Source organism: Rhodococcus erythropolis NBRC 15567 (assembly GCF_001552595.1).
GTDB classification, from domain to species: domain Bacteria; phylum Actinomycetota; class Actinomycetes; order Mycobacteriales; family Mycobacteriaceae; genus Rhodococcus_F; species Rhodococcus_F erythropolis.
The window spans coordinates 997,662-1,011,407 of the sequence record NZ_BCRM01000001.1; the positions used below are offsets into that span (position 1 = coordinate 997,662).

General features: G+C 62.9%; 11 protein-coding genes and 1 riboswitch. Of the genes, 7 read left to right on the forward strand and 4 right to left on the reverse strand.

Features of this window, described 5'->3' with window-relative positions; translation table 11 throughout:
* Window positions 1-3: 3 nt before the first annotated feature.
* Window positions 4-99: riboswitch (SAM riboswitch) on the forward strand.
* 4 nt (window positions 100-103) lie between these two features.
* The 5 genes from RE4_RS04870 (at window position 104) to RE4_RS04890 (ending at window position 6,386) form a co-directional block, all read left to right on the forward strand.
* Window positions 104-1,183 (forward strand): LLM class flavin-dependent oxidoreductase, encoded by a 1,080-nt coding sequence (locus RE4_RS04870; protein WP_060938096.1) that lies wholly within the window; start codon window positions 104-106, stop codon window positions 1,181-1,183.
* Between the two features lie 29 nt (window positions 1,184-1,212).
* Entirely contained in the window at window positions 1,213-2,607 is a 1,395-nt protein-coding gene (locus RE4_RS04875; RefSeq protein WP_060938097.1) for an NtaA/DmoA family FMN-dependent monooxygenase, read from the forward strand.
* 69 nt (window positions 2,608-2,676) lie between these two features.
* On the forward strand, window positions 2,677-4,038 hold the full coding sequence (locus RE4_RS04880) for an MFS transporter (RefSeq protein WP_164840885.1): 1,362 nt from the start codon (window positions 2,677-2,679) through the stop codon (window positions 4,036-4,038).
* Window positions 4,039-4,262: 224 nt separating this feature from the next.
* Entirely contained in the window at window positions 4,263-5,639 is a 1,377-nt protein-coding gene (ftsW, locus tag RE4_RS04885) for a putative lipid II flippase FtsW (RefSeq protein WP_020908900.1), read from the forward strand.
* Between the two features lie 114 nt (window positions 5,640-5,753).
* Window positions 5,754-6,386 (forward strand): TetR family transcriptional regulator, encoded by a 633-nt coding sequence (locus tag RE4_RS04890; protein ID WP_019745059.1) that lies wholly within the window; start codon window positions 5,754-5,756, stop codon window positions 6,384-6,386.
* A gap of 3 nt (window positions 6,387-6,389) precedes the next feature.
* Here the strand turns inward: RE4_RS04890 and RE4_RS04895 are convergent, their stop codons facing one another.
* Window positions 6,390-7,175 carry an SDR family NAD(P)-dependent oxidoreductase gene (locus RE4_RS04895; RefSeq protein WP_020908898.1) on the reverse strand — a complete coding sequence of 262 codons (786 nt, stop codon included), beginning with the start codon at window positions 7,173-7,175 and terminating at the stop codon, window positions 6,390-6,392.
* Between the two features lie 104 nt (window positions 7,176-7,279).
* On the opposite strand from RE4_RS04895, the gene RE4_RS04900 reads away from it, so the two are divergent.
* Window positions 7,280-8,020 (forward strand): VIT1/CCC1 transporter family protein, encoded by a 741-nt coding sequence (locus RE4_RS04900; protein ID WP_019745057.1) that lies wholly within the window; start codon window positions 7,280-7,282, stop codon window positions 8,018-8,020.
* A gap of 54 nt (window positions 8,021-8,074) precedes the next feature.
* Here RE4_RS04900 and RE4_RS04905 read toward each other — a convergent pair whose 3' ends face one another.
* The 3 genes from RE4_RS04905 to RE4_RS04915 all read right to left on the reverse strand — a co-directional run bounded on the left by RE4_RS04905 (window position 8,075) and on the right by RE4_RS04915 (window position 11,548).
* Window positions 8,075-8,965 carry a universal stress protein gene (locus RE4_RS04905; RefSeq protein WP_020970585.1) on the reverse strand — a complete coding sequence of 297 codons (891 nt, stop codon included), beginning with the start codon at window positions 8,963-8,965 and terminating at the stop codon, window positions 8,075-8,077.
* A 48-nt stretch (window positions 8,966-9,013) separates the two neighbouring features.
* Complete coding sequence (locus RE4_RS04910) at window positions 9,014-10,549, reverse strand: CYTH and CHAD domain-containing protein (RefSeq protein ID WP_019745055.1); 1,536 nt, start codon at window positions 10,547-10,549, stop codon at window positions 9,014-9,016.
* 75 nt (window positions 10,550-10,624) lie between these two features.
* Window positions 10,625-11,548: a pseudouridine synthase gene (locus RE4_RS04915; RefSeq protein WP_081098300.1), complete on the reverse strand. Its 924-nt coding sequence runs from the start codon at window positions 11,546-11,548 to the stop codon at window positions 10,625-10,627.
* A 140-nt stretch (window positions 11,549-11,688) separates the two neighbouring features.
* Between RE4_RS04915 and RE4_RS04920 the strand changes: the two genes are divergently transcribed.
* Window positions 11,689-13,716 (forward strand): CocE/NonD family hydrolase, encoded by a 2,028-nt coding sequence (locus tag RE4_RS04920; protein ID WP_060938099.1) that lies wholly within the window; start codon window positions 11,689-11,691, stop codon window positions 13,714-13,716.
* The last annotated feature ends 30 nt before the right edge of the window (window positions 13,717-13,746 follow it).

Sequence of the window (13,746 nt, forward strand, 5' to 3'; positions counted from 1 at the left end):
CATCCACCATCCAGAGTGGCTGAGAGACCTGGCTCGATGATGCCGCAGCAACCCGCTTCGTTTGCGCAGTGTGGGTGCTACCGCCAGGACCGATGGAGGACACATGACTGTATTTGCCGTGGGTATCGAACTGGACGGCGAGGGCACTCACCCCGCTGCCTGGCGCCGAAGCTCACATCGCCCGGATCAGTTGCTCACGGGTAAGGCTGTGCGCGATCGCGTCGCGGCTGCCGAGAATGCGGGCTTCACCTTCGCGACGTTCGACGATTCCATCCTCCCTCCGAGTGGTGACATTGTCGGCCGCATCGATGCCGTCTCCAGGGCGTCATACGTGGCGGCGACGACCAGCACGATCGGACTGGTCCCCGTCGTCGGGACCACGTACGCCGAACCGTTCCACACCTCTTCGCAATTGGCGACATTGGACTACTCCTCGCGTGGGCGTGGCGGCTGGCTTGCTGTTCCGGTCGAAGACGATGCCGCGGCGAGGGCGTGGGGGAGGGCTCCGGTAACGACGGAGTCGGCGCGTCAGCAGGAGCAGCGGGATTCGGTTACCGTCGTGACAGATCTCTGGGATTCGTGGGAGGACGACGCCGTCGTCCGTGACTATCTCAGTGGGCGTTTCCTCGAGCGTGATCGTCTGCATTACGTCAATTTCGAGGGCGACACCTTCTCGGTGAAGGGGCCGTCAATCGTTCCGCGGCCGCCGCAAGGCCAGTTGGTGGTGTTCGGCCGCTACGGCGCCATCGAACCACACCAGGCCGATGTTGTTCTCGTTTCCGGTGATTCGGTGGAGGTCATTGCACAGTCGGCTGCCAAGGCGCGCGATGAGGGCGCGTCATTGGTGGTCGCCGAGGTCGATGTGGCATTCGATACGCCGAATCTGTCTGCGGCGCAGCGGTTGATCGAGCTGAACTCGTACGGGAATGCCGTCGTCACTGGCCGACTGCACCTGGCTGCAGATCCGGGGGAAGCGGCCGCAGTTGTCGAAGAGCTGGGCCGGCACCTCGACGGTGTTCATTTTCACCCTCTCGTGATCGACGAGGACCTTCCGGTGCTGGCCAAATTCGTGCTTCCGGCGCTGTCCAAGGCCGGGTTGACGCGACGCCCGGTTCCGGGATCGACTCTGAGGGGCAACCTCGGCCTGCAGCGGCCCGCAAATCGATTCGTCCACTCCTCCTGACTTGACTTCGCGCTAAGGACATTTCGGCTATGACTGCATCACGCTCCGCCGTACCTCGACCCGACGCTCACGTTCACTTCGGCGTCTTCTTCCAAGGGGTCAACCACACCACCATCTGGTCCGATTCCTCGAGCGGATCCCAGATCGACTTCGAGACGTTTCGGCGGTTGGTACTCACCGCCGAGCGAGGCCTGTTCGACGCCTTCTTCCTCGGTGAGGGCCTTCGCCTTCGCGAGCAGAACGGCAAGATTCTCGATCTGGATATCGCCGGCCGCCCCGACGCCATTGCGCAGTTGGCCGCCCTCGCCGGTATCACCGACAAGATCGGGCTGGTCGCGACACAGAACACCACGTACAACGAACCGGCCGACCTCGCCCGTCGACTCTCCGGCCTCGATCTACTTTCCGACGGACGGGCCGGCTGGAACGCGGTGACCACCGACAACGCTTGGACGGGAGAGAATTTCCGTCGCGGTGGTTTCCTCGACCACGCCCTGCGTTACGAGCGTGCCGGGCAGTTCATCGAAACCGCGCGGGCACTGTGGGATTCGTGGGCCGACGACGCGATCTCGGACTCTTCTACGTCCGAGAACTGGTCGACTCCGGGAGCCGTGAGCGACGTACGCCGCCAGACTTCGCAGTTCGACATCACCGTGACGCCGACGCTTCCCCGCAGCAGACAGGGACATCCGGTCATCTTTCAAGCGGGCGATTCGCCGACTGGACGCGATTTCGCGGCGACGCACGCCGACGTCATCTTCTCGCGACACGGGACGCATTTCGACGGCGCGCTCGACTTCGCCGACGACATTCGGGCTCGGTTGCGTAGCGTCGGGCGACCGGAGGACGACGTCAAGATCCTGCCCAGCACGCAGATCGTGTTGGCGGAGAACGAGTCCGAGGTCGAAGAGAAGGCGCGGTGGGTCCTCGAAGGTCAGTTCACCGGCCAAACCGCACTGTCCCTTGTCGGATTGGTGTGGGGGAAGGACCTTTCCGACCGAGACCCGGACGGTCCACTACCGGAGGAAGATCCGGTTGCCCGCCCGGTGTCCGAGACGCGCGGTTCCGCACGAGACGGCAACGACCCCATTGCGATTGCACGTGAATGGCGGGCTCTCGCCGAGGCAAAGAATCTTTCCCTACGTCAGGTCGCCATCGAGACCTCGCAGCGTTCGGGTTTTGCGGGCACTCCGGGGCAGGTGGCAGATCAGTTGGTCCATTGGGTGCGCAACGGAGCTTCGGACGGCTTCAACATCTCGCCGTACCTGGTGCCGACCGGCCTCGACGAGATCGTGGACTGGTTGATCCCGGAACTGCAGGAGCGTGGGGCGTACCGCACCGAGTACTCCACGTCGACGCTGCGAGAGCACTTGGGGTTGCGACCGCCGCTCACGCGTCGGGCCGCGTCTGAAGCTGCGGGGTAACGGGTCCTGTCCCACACGGTCACAGCGGCGGCCGAATCCACCAAGCTCGATTCGGCCGTCCGCTGGGAGATCATCGTCTGCGTAGCCGCGGGCTTCACCACCCTTCTCGATTCGGCGGTGCTCGGAATCGGGGTTCCGTCGATCCGGGCGTCGCTGGGCGCGTCGACCTCCGAGGTGCAGTGGATCCTTGCGAGCTATTCGCTGACTTTCGGCTTGGCCCTTGTGCCGGCGGGCCGACTCGGTGACGTCGTCGGGCGTCGACGCTTGTTCTTGGCGGGGCTGAGCATTTTCGCTGTGATGGGAATCCTCGGAGCATGTGCGTCGGATCCGTCGATGATCGTGTTGGCTCGCCTGGGGCAGGGGATCGGCGCAGGCACCATCAGTTCGCAGGTGCTCGGCATCATCACCGACCGGGTGTCCGGAAAGGCTCGGGCGAAGGCGTTAGGCGCTTACAGCACCGCGGGCGGTCTGGCCGGCGTTTCCGGACCGATCCTCGGTGGCGTTCTGCTGAAGTATTCCGACGCCGACTTCGGATGGCGGTTGCTTCTCGTTCTCAACGTGCCGTTTGCCGTGATCACTCTGATCTTGGCGTTTCGCTTTCTGCGCCGTGATCGAACTACCCGATCAGGCGCATCGATCGATCCGGTTGGGCTGTGTCTGCTGGCGACTACGACCGGGCTCCTGTTGTGGCCCATCGTGACCCGAACCAGTGTCACTGTGGCTGCGGCTTTCCTGATCGGTGCGTTCGGCGCTGCCGTTGCCTTCTGGTTCTGGGAACGTCGGTACGCCGAGCGCGGCGGGACGCCGGTACTGCTTCCGTCGTTGATCGCCTCACGGGGCTTCCGGTTGGGTACGACGGTTGCACTCTTCTGGTTCGGATCCATCCTCGCCGTCAACGCGGTGCTCAGCCTCTACCTGATCGAAGGTTTGGGCTTCGCCCCGCTGAGTGCGGCGTTGATCATGACCGGTAGCTCACTCGCGATGGCATTGACGTCGGCTTTCGGATGGCGGCTGGTTGCCAGGTTCGGCCGAAGTGCAGTGGTTTTTGCCATAGTCGGCGAGATCCTTGTCATCCTCGGGTACATCGCAGCGGTCAATCTGATTCCGCGGGAACATCTGATCCCGGTGCTGGTGGTCCTGGCGGTGTTGTCGGGAGTTGCCAGCGGTTTGGTCGACGCGCCCAATCGGGTGCTGACTCTCGAATATGCACCGCCGGGCGCGAACGGTGTTGCGGCGGGTTTCCTTCAACTGTCTCAGCGCCTGTCAGCGACCATCTCGCTGGCCGCGGTATCGGGGTTGTATCTCGGTGTACTCGGATCGTCGCCCGACGGATACGGACGTGCGTTCGGGATCGCGCTTGCCGTCTGCGTGGTCATGTTGACGCTCTCGTTGGCGGGGGCGGTGGCAGACCGACGCCGGCGAAGGACGTGACCTGGTATTTCGTGGGTCTCCATGGACCTCGGGAGGCCGAGCCCGTGTGACTCATGGGACTTGTGTTACCCATGGGTTAGGAGTCGTGGGACGATACTTGTGTGGTGACCGGTCGCAGTGAAGACAAGCCCAACGGTCGCGGGAGTGGAGAGCCAGTTAACTCACCCCGTGGATCGTCGGACAAACGTGACCGCACATCGACACCCTTCCGCGCTCGAACGGCGATGTGGACGAATCGGCCACTGTTCGATTTCCATATGATCGTCGGTCTGGTCGTGCTGATCGTCGCGTTCGGACTGCTGATGGTGCTGTCGTCTTCGGGCGTCGAATCCTATGTTCTGTCCGGGACGTCCTACGCCCGCTTCTGGCCGCAGTGCATGTTCGCAGCGATCGGTTTGGTGATGTTCGTGGCGGTCGTGCGGTTGCCGACCGAAACGATGCGTAGAGCCTCACCATGGCTGCTGATCCTGTGTCTTGTTCTGCTTGTCCTGGTGCTGATTCCAGGTATCGGCTCGGAACAGATGGGTGCTCGCAGCTGGTTTGTGATCGCGGGTATTTCCTTCCAGCCGTCGGAGCTGGCCAAACTTGCTCTGGCGATCTGGTCCGCGGCGACGGTTGCGTCGTTCATGAACGCGCGGATGGATGTCAACCGTGCGCTGCCGGTGATCGGCGGTACGACGCTGCTGGTTCTGGTTCTGGTGGTGTTGGAGAAGGACCTCGGAACCACGATCACCATCGGCATCATCTTCATGTCGGTGCTGTGGTTCGGGCTGTTCCGGATGAAGACGTTCATCAGCCTCACGCTCGGTTCCGCAGTCGCATTTCTCGTGCTCGGGCTTACTGCTGGTTACCGCTCGGATCGCATCAAGGCTTTCCTCAATCCTGATCTCGACCCGCAAGGCTTGAACTTCCAGAGCACTCAGGCCAAGTACGCCTTGGCGAACGGCGGCATCTTCGGTCGCGGTCTGGGGCAGTCCGACGCCAAATGGAGTTACCTCCCGCAGGCGCACAACGACTTCATTTTTGCCGTGATCGGTGAAGAGTTGGGTCTGGTCGGTGCGCTGATCGTCGTTGCTCTCTTCGCCGCGGTTCTGATCGTCGGACTGCGAATCGCGAAGCGGTCGACCGATCCGTTCCTCAAGGTCATGACGGCGACAGCAACGACGTTGATCGTCGTGCAGGCGTTCATCAACATCGCCTACGTCGTTGGCCTGATCCCGGTGACCGGTCTGCAACTACCGCTCATCTCGGCGGGCGGAACGTCGATGATCACCACCTTGCTGATGTTCGGGCTCATCGCGCACGCAGCCTTCCGTGAGCCCGAGGCTGTCGCCTCGGCCGAGAGCAGCGGTCGCGGTTGGATTCCGCTGGTCTTCGGCAAGCCTCGGTTCGGCATTGCCAAGAAGCCACAGACTGACCGACGTCGGCCGCCTGCTCGCCGCGCCCAGCCGGCCCCTACTGGTCAACGCCGACCGGAGCGACGGGCGCCGCAACCCGACAGGCGCCGGACTCAAGCGCCGGGCCGACGCGCACCGTCGCGCGACTGGTCGGAAGATCCACGTAGACGCGGCCGATCCGATCGGCCGCGGCGCGCTTCCTGATCTCGGCCAGCCCTACTGGCGGCCAGCTCGGAAGCGGGCAGTCATGCACCCGACGATTGCGTTGGGCGGCTACATTGGGAGTCGGCAAAACGACGTCTAATTAGGGTTGTGGACATGGCAGGTGGCGACAAGGCAGACCAGTCGGTGGTCGAACGTAGCTCGGTGACCGGACGTCGTACGACGCCGTCGCAACGAGCGCGTTTTCGCCGGATTGTCGACGCCGCAATGGAATCCGCCTCCGAAGGCGGCTACGACGCGGTGCAGATGCGATCGGTGGCCGATCGCGCCGGCGTCGCGATCGGCACTGTTTACCGGTATTTCCCGTCCAAGAACCACATGCTTGTCGTCGCATTGTTGTGGATGTTCGAGGGTTTGCGTGACAGATTCCAAGACTTTGTAATCCCGGGGGAGACTCCGTCGGACCGGATTCTGTTTGTGCTGCGCAAGAATACGGAGGTCCTCGAGACCGATCACCTCCGTTACGAAGCGTTGGTTCGGGCGTACATGTTCGCGGACGCGTCGGCGACTCCGGAACTCAACGCGCTCGGTGGGGTCGTGACCGAGATGTTCGCGAAGGCGATCGGCGTCGAGGAAGTCTCGCAACAGCAGATGGATGCGGTGAAGGTCATCGACGACGTCTGGATGTCGAGTCTGGTCTCGTGGGTTGCCGGCCGGATGACGACGGACGAGGTGATGGCGCACCTCGAACTTGCCGTGCGACTGGTCTTTCGCAAGTTGGGTGGATAGCGCTCAGACGGTGTAGCCGCCGTCGACGTTGAGCTTTTGACCGCTGATGAATCCGGCCGCGTCGCTTGCGAGGAAACATACTGCTTCGGCGATGTCGGCAGCTGATCCGAAGCGCTTCAACGGAATTCGGCTCATTGTCACGTCGAGTGCGCTCTGGTCGAGTTCGGCGGAGTTGATCAGTCGCTCCGCCATTCCGTCCGTCAACATGCCTGGTCCTACCGCGTTGAACCGAACGCCGTAGCGTCCTTCCTCTGCGGCGAATCCGCGAACAAGTTGTTCGACAGCCCCTTTGGTGCCTGCGGAGAGTCCGTCACGCACGGGAAAACGATCCGTTGCCGCGGTTGTTACCGCTACCACCGAACCCGAGGATGCACGCAGCGCAGGCAGGGCGGTGTGGACGAGCGTGAAGAACGCCGCGGCTTCCTGGTTCAGTTGTTCGGTGAAGAACGCCGGAGTCACACGTGAGAGGTGCGTCATCGGGACGTGCGGTCCCGCAGCGTGGACGAGGGTCGTCAATGCGCCCAGATCGCTGACCGCATCGCGGACGGCGACGCTGATCGACAACTCGTCGGTCAAGTCGAGAGAGTACGAGTGGGCGAGCACGCCATGCGCTCGAATCTGCTCGCTCAGTTGCTCGGCAGCGTCCTTGTTGTTTCGGTAGGTGAAGGCGACGTCGTGCCCGCGTTCGGCGAGAGTCAGGGCGATCGCCGACCCGATTCCACCGGTTCCGCCGCTGACAAAAGCGGTGCGTGCTGCGCTCACAATGCCTCCAGAGGTGTGCCGTTTCATAACCTAGCAAATGCTTGGTTGGGTTCTGTCTGGGAATATATCAGTACGCGAAGGACAGGCTCAGATTGCTATCGCAACCGGACTGATCGTCCTAATCTGTTGCCATGTCCGGAGACAGTGTGCAGTTGACCGACGGGGCGCCCGGTGGGGAATCGGAACCTCACGCACCGAGTTTGAACAATCGCCTGAATTGGCTGCGTGCAGGTGTTCTGGGGGCAAACGACGGAATCGTCTCGACCGCAGGCCTCGTGGTCGGTGTCGCGGCAGCCACAACCGAGCGCTCCGCGATCTTCACGGCCGGTTTCGCTGGTCTGGTTGCCGGTGCTGTGTCCATGGCGTTGGGTGAGTACGTCTCGGTCAGCGCTCAGCGAGACACCGAACGCGCACTCCTGCAGAAGGAGAAGAAGGAACTCCTCGAGACACCGGAGGCGGAACTCCAGGAACTGACCGAGATCTACGAGAACAAGGGATTGAGTCCGGAGACGGCCCGCCGCGTCGCCGAAGAATTGACCGAGCACGATGCTTTTGCGGCACACGTCGAAGTCGAATTGGGTATCGACCCGGACGATCTCACCAATCCATGGCATGCGGCGATTTCGTCGGCAATCTCGTTCACGATCGGTGCGGCGATCCCGTTGGTCGCAATTCTGTTGCCGCCGACGGGTATCCGCGTCCCCATCGCCTTCTTTGCAGTGCTGATCGCACTTGCACTGACGGGGACGATCAGCGCGACGCTCGGCGGAGCCCGCAAGACCAGAGCGGTGCTGAGAGTGGTGATCGGCGGCGCGCTCGCGATGGCTGTGACGTACGGAGTAGGTCAGCTGGTGGGGACGGGCCTCGCCTGACCCCTGCTGTGCGCCTTTATTAACCGCGGGGGGTTAATAAAGGCGCACAGCAATTCAGGCGCGACAGATCATGACCGGCCCTGGCGCATGGTGCAGCAGATTCTGGCTGGTCGAGCCCATCACGGCGGCGGCCATCGCACTGCGGCCATGGCTTCCGACAACTATCAACTGCGCGTCGTCGGCGTACTTGAGCATGACGGGGGCGGCGGCGCCGGGTTCACTGATGCGGGTGACCGGCACGTCCGGGTACTGATCGGCCATGCCGGCCAGGTTCTCTGCCAGCAGTGCCGATTCCTCCTGCTCGACGGCCTCCCAGTCGATGAGGATTCCCGCTCCGCCTTCGCGGAAGGTGGACGAGCCCTGCCAGGTGTGGACCGCGATAAGCGGCGCGTCGAACTGATCGGCATAACGAAACGCGTACTCGACGGCCTTCTTGCTCAACGCACTTCCGTCGACTCCGACGATGACGGGACGTTGATCCGGACCGGGATTCTCCGCCGAACCACGCCAGACGGTGACCGGACAGGTTGCGTGATTTGCCACCTTCAGTGCGGTCGATCCGAGCAGTCGCGAGCGCAGTGCGCCGGATCCGGTCGACCCCATCACGATCAGGCGTGCGGTACCCGAGGATTCGAGGATGTGCGTCGACGCCGGGCCCGGTGCGATCTCGGATTCGATGGTCAGTTCCGGGAATTCAGCTGAAATCACCGCGGCGGCGGCATCGACGATCGCTTCGCCGTCTTCGCGGATCTGGCTGAGGAACTGCGACTGCAACATCACTGCAGCGGGACTGTAAATCGGACCCTCCTGCGGCAGGGCATGCACCAGAATCAGTCGTGAGTTCACCGCGTTCGCGACCGAGGCTGCCCACCGGGCCGCCGCCGTCGAGGCCTCGGATCCGTCGATACCGGCGACGACGTCCTGGTGTCCTGCAAGTGTGTTCATGTCTACTCCTCTGAAATGATCGAGATCGGTCGACTGGTTGCAGCCTGGTCACCAGAGTGACGACGCTGATTTGACGGCTTCCTTCCACGTCTTGCGGAGCAGTGTTGATTGCCCGTCGGCGATTTCCAGTTCTCGTCGGTAGGCCATGCCCAATCCGAAACTGGTGAGCGAGGTGTGCTCCTGCTCCGCAGCAATTTCGAGCAGATGATGTTGGGCTACAACGGAATCCTGATGCTCGCCGAGAACGTCCTGGAAGTGGCTGAAATGCTTCAAGGCACGCTTGGCCCGGCTCTTCGACACCGGTTCCATGACCTCGATCGCGTACTTCATCCGCTTGGCGCCCTTGCGTGCGCGGTGCATTCGCTCGTCACGCTCGGTGCGGGTATCGGCATCGAAGACGTGATCGACCCGCTTACCGACCTTGTGAGCTAGATGGCGCAGGGTATGAGCCAACTCTCGCGCCGACGCCTTCTTTCCTACACGGTGGGCGGCAGTGTCGAATTCGAGGTCGCCGACGTACTCGTCGAGTCGATCGAGCAGTGTGGTGTAGCGCTCGGAATCGAGCGCTTCGAGGGCGGTTTCCTGTGCGGTTTCACCGCGGGCCGAGAAGTACTCGTCGATTCGAGCGCGCACTGCTTCTCGCTCGGGCATCTCGTCGATTTCACCGAGTCGTTCCACGAGACGCTCCCACTGGACCTCGACGTCGCGGGCGTCACCGAACTTTCCACCGATCCACCGAAGATCCGTGATGAGATCGTCGGTCTTGGGGGAGTGACCGGCGTACGACTGTAGAGCGCTGCGGATACGACGTGCTGCGACCCGGAAGTCGTGAACGGCTTCGTCGTCGGCGCGGCGCGTGCCGAGATCCGCGGCGACCAGTGCGCGCAGTTGTTCGATGAGGTAATTACGCAACAGAATTCGCGGATTCGACGCTTTGCCAGTGGTGACCTCGTGGCCGACGTATGGAGTGACCGAAGTGCCCAGTGCTCGTTTGAGTTTGGACGGACTCGCAGAACGCTCGAGCCCCGCGTCCAGTAGAACCGACTCGATTGCATCGGCCAGGGCTTGCCCGCCTGCGCCTTGTTCGACCTCGACTTCCTGCCACGTCGACTCACCGGAACCGTCTGCCTTGCAGGCGATGACGGTGTCGGAGACCACTTCGGCAAGCAGAACACCGTTTTCGCCGTTGAGTCTGGTGCGCTCCCGATCGGTGATGATCAGGGCGACCGGCACCAGATCGTGGCCGCGGATGACCGCCCGGATCAGACTCGCCAGCGGCGAGGGCACATCGGTGCTCTCGTCCGGGGGAAGCTGGATTTCGGTTCTAGTGTCCTCGCCTGCGGGAAGTTTCATGTGCCACCCCGCGTCGTCGCCGCCCTCACGCTTGCGCAGCGTGATCTTCTCGGCGAGTAACCGGTAGTCGGCGGTGTCGAAGTAGGTGGCAGAGAGCTGTATCGAGTCGTGGACCGGTTCGCCGACGACACCGGGAAGTCCACCCAGCGCGGGAACTTCCTGCTCGGCCGGCGCCTCGTACTTGCGCTCGATCTCCCGTACGGCTTCGGGTACGACGGCGGTCTTGCTCATCTGGTCTCCTCTTGCGGTGCGGTCTGCGCTTCCATCCTCCCGGTATCGGAGGCGCAGTGGAAGGGTCCGGGGTCCCTACGGCGAGTCGCCACGGCCTGATTCGTCCGGCCAGGACAGGGTCCGCCGACTTTCGAACCGTTGCAGCCGGCCGGTCGTGGGATCCTCGAACTCGAGAACCTTCGACAGCAGGCGCAGCGGGTTCGAATAATCCTCTGCGGCAACGTCGTAGAAGTCGGGATAGAAGTTGTCGCCGTGGATCGGGAGCCCGAGCGAGGTCATGTGCAGGCGAAGTTGATGGGTCTTGCCGGTATGGGGAATCAACCGGTACCGCGCGAAGCCGTCTCGCGTCTCGATCAGTTCGATCCGCGACTCGCTGTTGGGTTCGCCCTCGATCTCCGCGGCCTTGAGCACGCCCCTTTCTTTCACGATGCGACTGCGCACGATCGCGGGAGTGCTCACCTGCGCGTCGTAACGCGCGATGGCCTCGTATTCCTTGGTGACGCGGCGGTCGGCGAACATGGTCTGATAGCCGCGCCGGGCCGCCTGATGCACGGTGAACAGCAGCAGTCCTGCCGTGACGCGGTCGAGGCGATGCGCTGGACTCAACTCCGGCAGATCGAGATCCCGACGCAACCGCACCAAGGCCGATTCGGCGATGTATCGCCCGCGGGGCGTGCTCGCGAGAAAGTGCGGCTTGTCCACGACCAGGATGTTTTCGTCCCGATAGAGGATGTCGATCTCGAACGGCACCCGCGCTTCGACCGGAGCGTCGCGGTACAGGTAGACGAAACGCCGGGGGGCGAAACCGCTCGTCTCGGTGATCGCGACGCCCTTCTCGTCGACGACCTCCCCGGCTGCGACTTTCTCCCGTAGGCGGACGGCGTCCTGGGGAAACCGTTCGAGCAGGTAGTCGAGCGTCGTCGCCCACATGCCGTCGTCTGGCTGACGGATGCGACTCGGGTTCAGGCCGTCGCGGACGGGAAGGGGAGATCGTGACACATCTTCAAAGCTAGCCGTCCGGGCGGCATCGAGACCTATTGACGACATATGGGACGGAAGTTACTATCCGGTAAGTTCGTGACGCCGGTCACTGTCGTGGGGGCAGGGCTGGGTCATCACAACAGAAAATTGGGGTTTTCGTGAGGACACGACTACTACGTCGAAGGTCGACAACGATTGCGGTGGGGCTGTGCGTCGTGGGATTGACGGTGCCGAGCGCCGTCGCTTCCGCGGATCCGACGGGAGGGTCGGACGGACAGACCTGGCTCGCGGCCACGGAGACTGCGCCGCAGTATCCGGGCGTCTCCGTCGAGTGGGACGTACCCATCACGATGAGTGACGGCACGGTTCTGCAGGCAAATGTGTACCGACCGGCGGATGCGTCCGGGCGCGCTGTGGAATCGAAGGCGCCTTCGGTTCTCAACATAACTCCGTACACGAAACTGCTGGACACGTTGGTGGATTCAGCTCTGTCGATCCCGCAGGTGGGTGAGACGTTGATGGACGTGGCGAACTCGCTCGACCTCGCGGCGCCGTTCGACGGAGTCTCGGAGTTGACGGGCGTCATAGCCGGCGGAGGCGCCAGGGTTCTCGGCGTCAACCGTGATCTGGTCCAGAACGGATACACGCAGGTAGTGGTCGACGCTCGTGGAACCGGCTTCTCCCAAGGTAATTGGGACGTGCTCGGCAAGCGCGAGCAACAGGATTCGGTCGAAGTCATCGATTGGATGAGCAAGCAGGGGTGGTCCGACGGCAAGGTGGGGATGGCCGGAATCTCGTACTCCGCGATCAACTCCGTACAGGCCGCGAGTAACAATCCGCCTGCGTTGAAGGCAATCTTCCCGGTCGAACCAGGCAACGATCTGCTACGCGACATCGTCGGAACCGGTGGCGGACTCGGAGTCGGGTTCATGCCGTTGTGGCTGACCGCGGTCAACGGGCTCAAACTCATTCCGAACGTTCAGGACATCCTGCAAGGCAACTTCGATCCACTGTGGTTGGCGAGCCGCCTCGAGGATCCCGGCACCCTGATTCCTGAACTGGTACAAGCGATGACGGCCCAGAGAATCGAGGACGTGTCACCGTCGACTCTGCAAGTCGCACAGGACGGTCAGTTCTATCAGGACCGATCCGCTGACGTCGGCAACATCACTGTTCCGACGATGGTCTACGGCGGTTGGCACGACATCTTCGCCAACAGCGAGCCGCGGATCTACAACGGAATCGATCTGCCGGCCGGGCAGAAGCAGTTGATCATGGGCAACGGCTATCACGTCACTCCCGGTGGAGGATTCGGCAAGGACGGTGCGCCGCCGCGCCTCGACGTACTCGAACGCGCGTGGTTCGACAAGTGGCTCAAGGGCATCGACAACGGAATCGAGCGATACGGTCCGGTGACGATGTTCCAGCAAGGTGGCGGATGGATCACGGATGATCAGTTCCCGCGAGCGGGCGCGACGTACGAACGTATGTATCTGAACTCCGCGCCCAGCGGAACTGCCGCACACGCGGCCTACGACGGTTCACTGACCAGTGACCAGCCCAGTGCCGCAGCGCGATTGACAGTCGCACCCGGACTGCGAGGCTTCTGCTCCGGTGACGGCACTCAGGGCACTGCCGGGATCTCCGTGGTGCTCGGTGCGTCGTGTTCCAAGGATTCCCGATTCCAGGAAGCGGAGGGTCTGACGTTCACCGGTGAGGCAGTCGCGGAGCCGACCTCACTCTCGGGCCCGATCAACGTCCACCTCGAGACAGTCCTGGACGCGACGGACGGATTCTGGGCAGCGACGGTCAACGACGTAGCGCCGGACGGAACATCGACACCGATCACGAACGGCGCTCTGACTGCGTCGCTCCGGGCGGTCGACGATTCCAAGAGCACTCGCTCGGCCAACGGTGACTACAGTGAACCGCACCACTATCTGACGATCGACACGCGTCAGCCGGTGGTTCCCGGTGAGGTCACCGCCGTCGACATCAACATGCTCCCGACGGACGCAGTGCTACAACCCGGTCACCGGCTCCGCGTCGACGTCTACGCTGCCAGCGTGCCGCGATACCTGGCGCTCGGGCCGATGCTTGCCGACAGCCAACTGAAGCCGCAGCACATCGAATTGGCTGCGGATCGGCCGAGCTTCGTCAACGTTCCGTTCGTCGGGGGTCGCTGACCCGGACTGGATCGGCGGCGTGAGAACCTG

Coding starts and splice junctions, on each gene's coding strand:
- RE4_RS04905 (WP_020970585.1), bottom strand. CDS start 8,965: ATGAACACACTTGCAGGACACCAGGACGTCGTCGCCGGTATCGACGGA.
- RE4_RS04910 (WP_019745055.1), bottom strand. CDS start 10,549: ATGAGCAAGACCGCCGTCGTACCCGAAGCCGTACGGGAGATCGAGCGC.
- RE4_RS04895 (WP_020908898.1), bottom strand. CDS start 7,175: ATGAAACGGCACACCTCTGGAGGCATTGTGAGCGCAGCACGCACCGCT.
- RE4_RS04875 (WP_060938097.1), top strand. CDS start 1,213: ATGACTGCATCACGCTCCGCCGTACCTCGACCCGACGCTCACGTTCAC.
- RE4_RS04900 (WP_019745057.1), top strand. CDS start 7,280: ATGTCCGGAGACAGTGTGCAGTTGACCGACGGGGCGCCCGGTGGGGAA.
- RE4_RS04870 (WP_060938096.1), top strand. CDS start 104: ATGACTGTATTTGCCGTGGGTATCGAACTGGACGGCGAGGGCACTCAC.
- RE4_RS04890 (WP_019745059.1), top strand. CDS start 5,754: ATGGCAGGTGGCGACAAGGCAGACCAGTCGGTGGTCGAACGTAGCTCG.
- ftsW (WP_020908900.1), top strand. CDS start 4,263: ATGTGGACGAATCGGCCACTGTTCGATTTCCATATGATCGTCGGTCTG.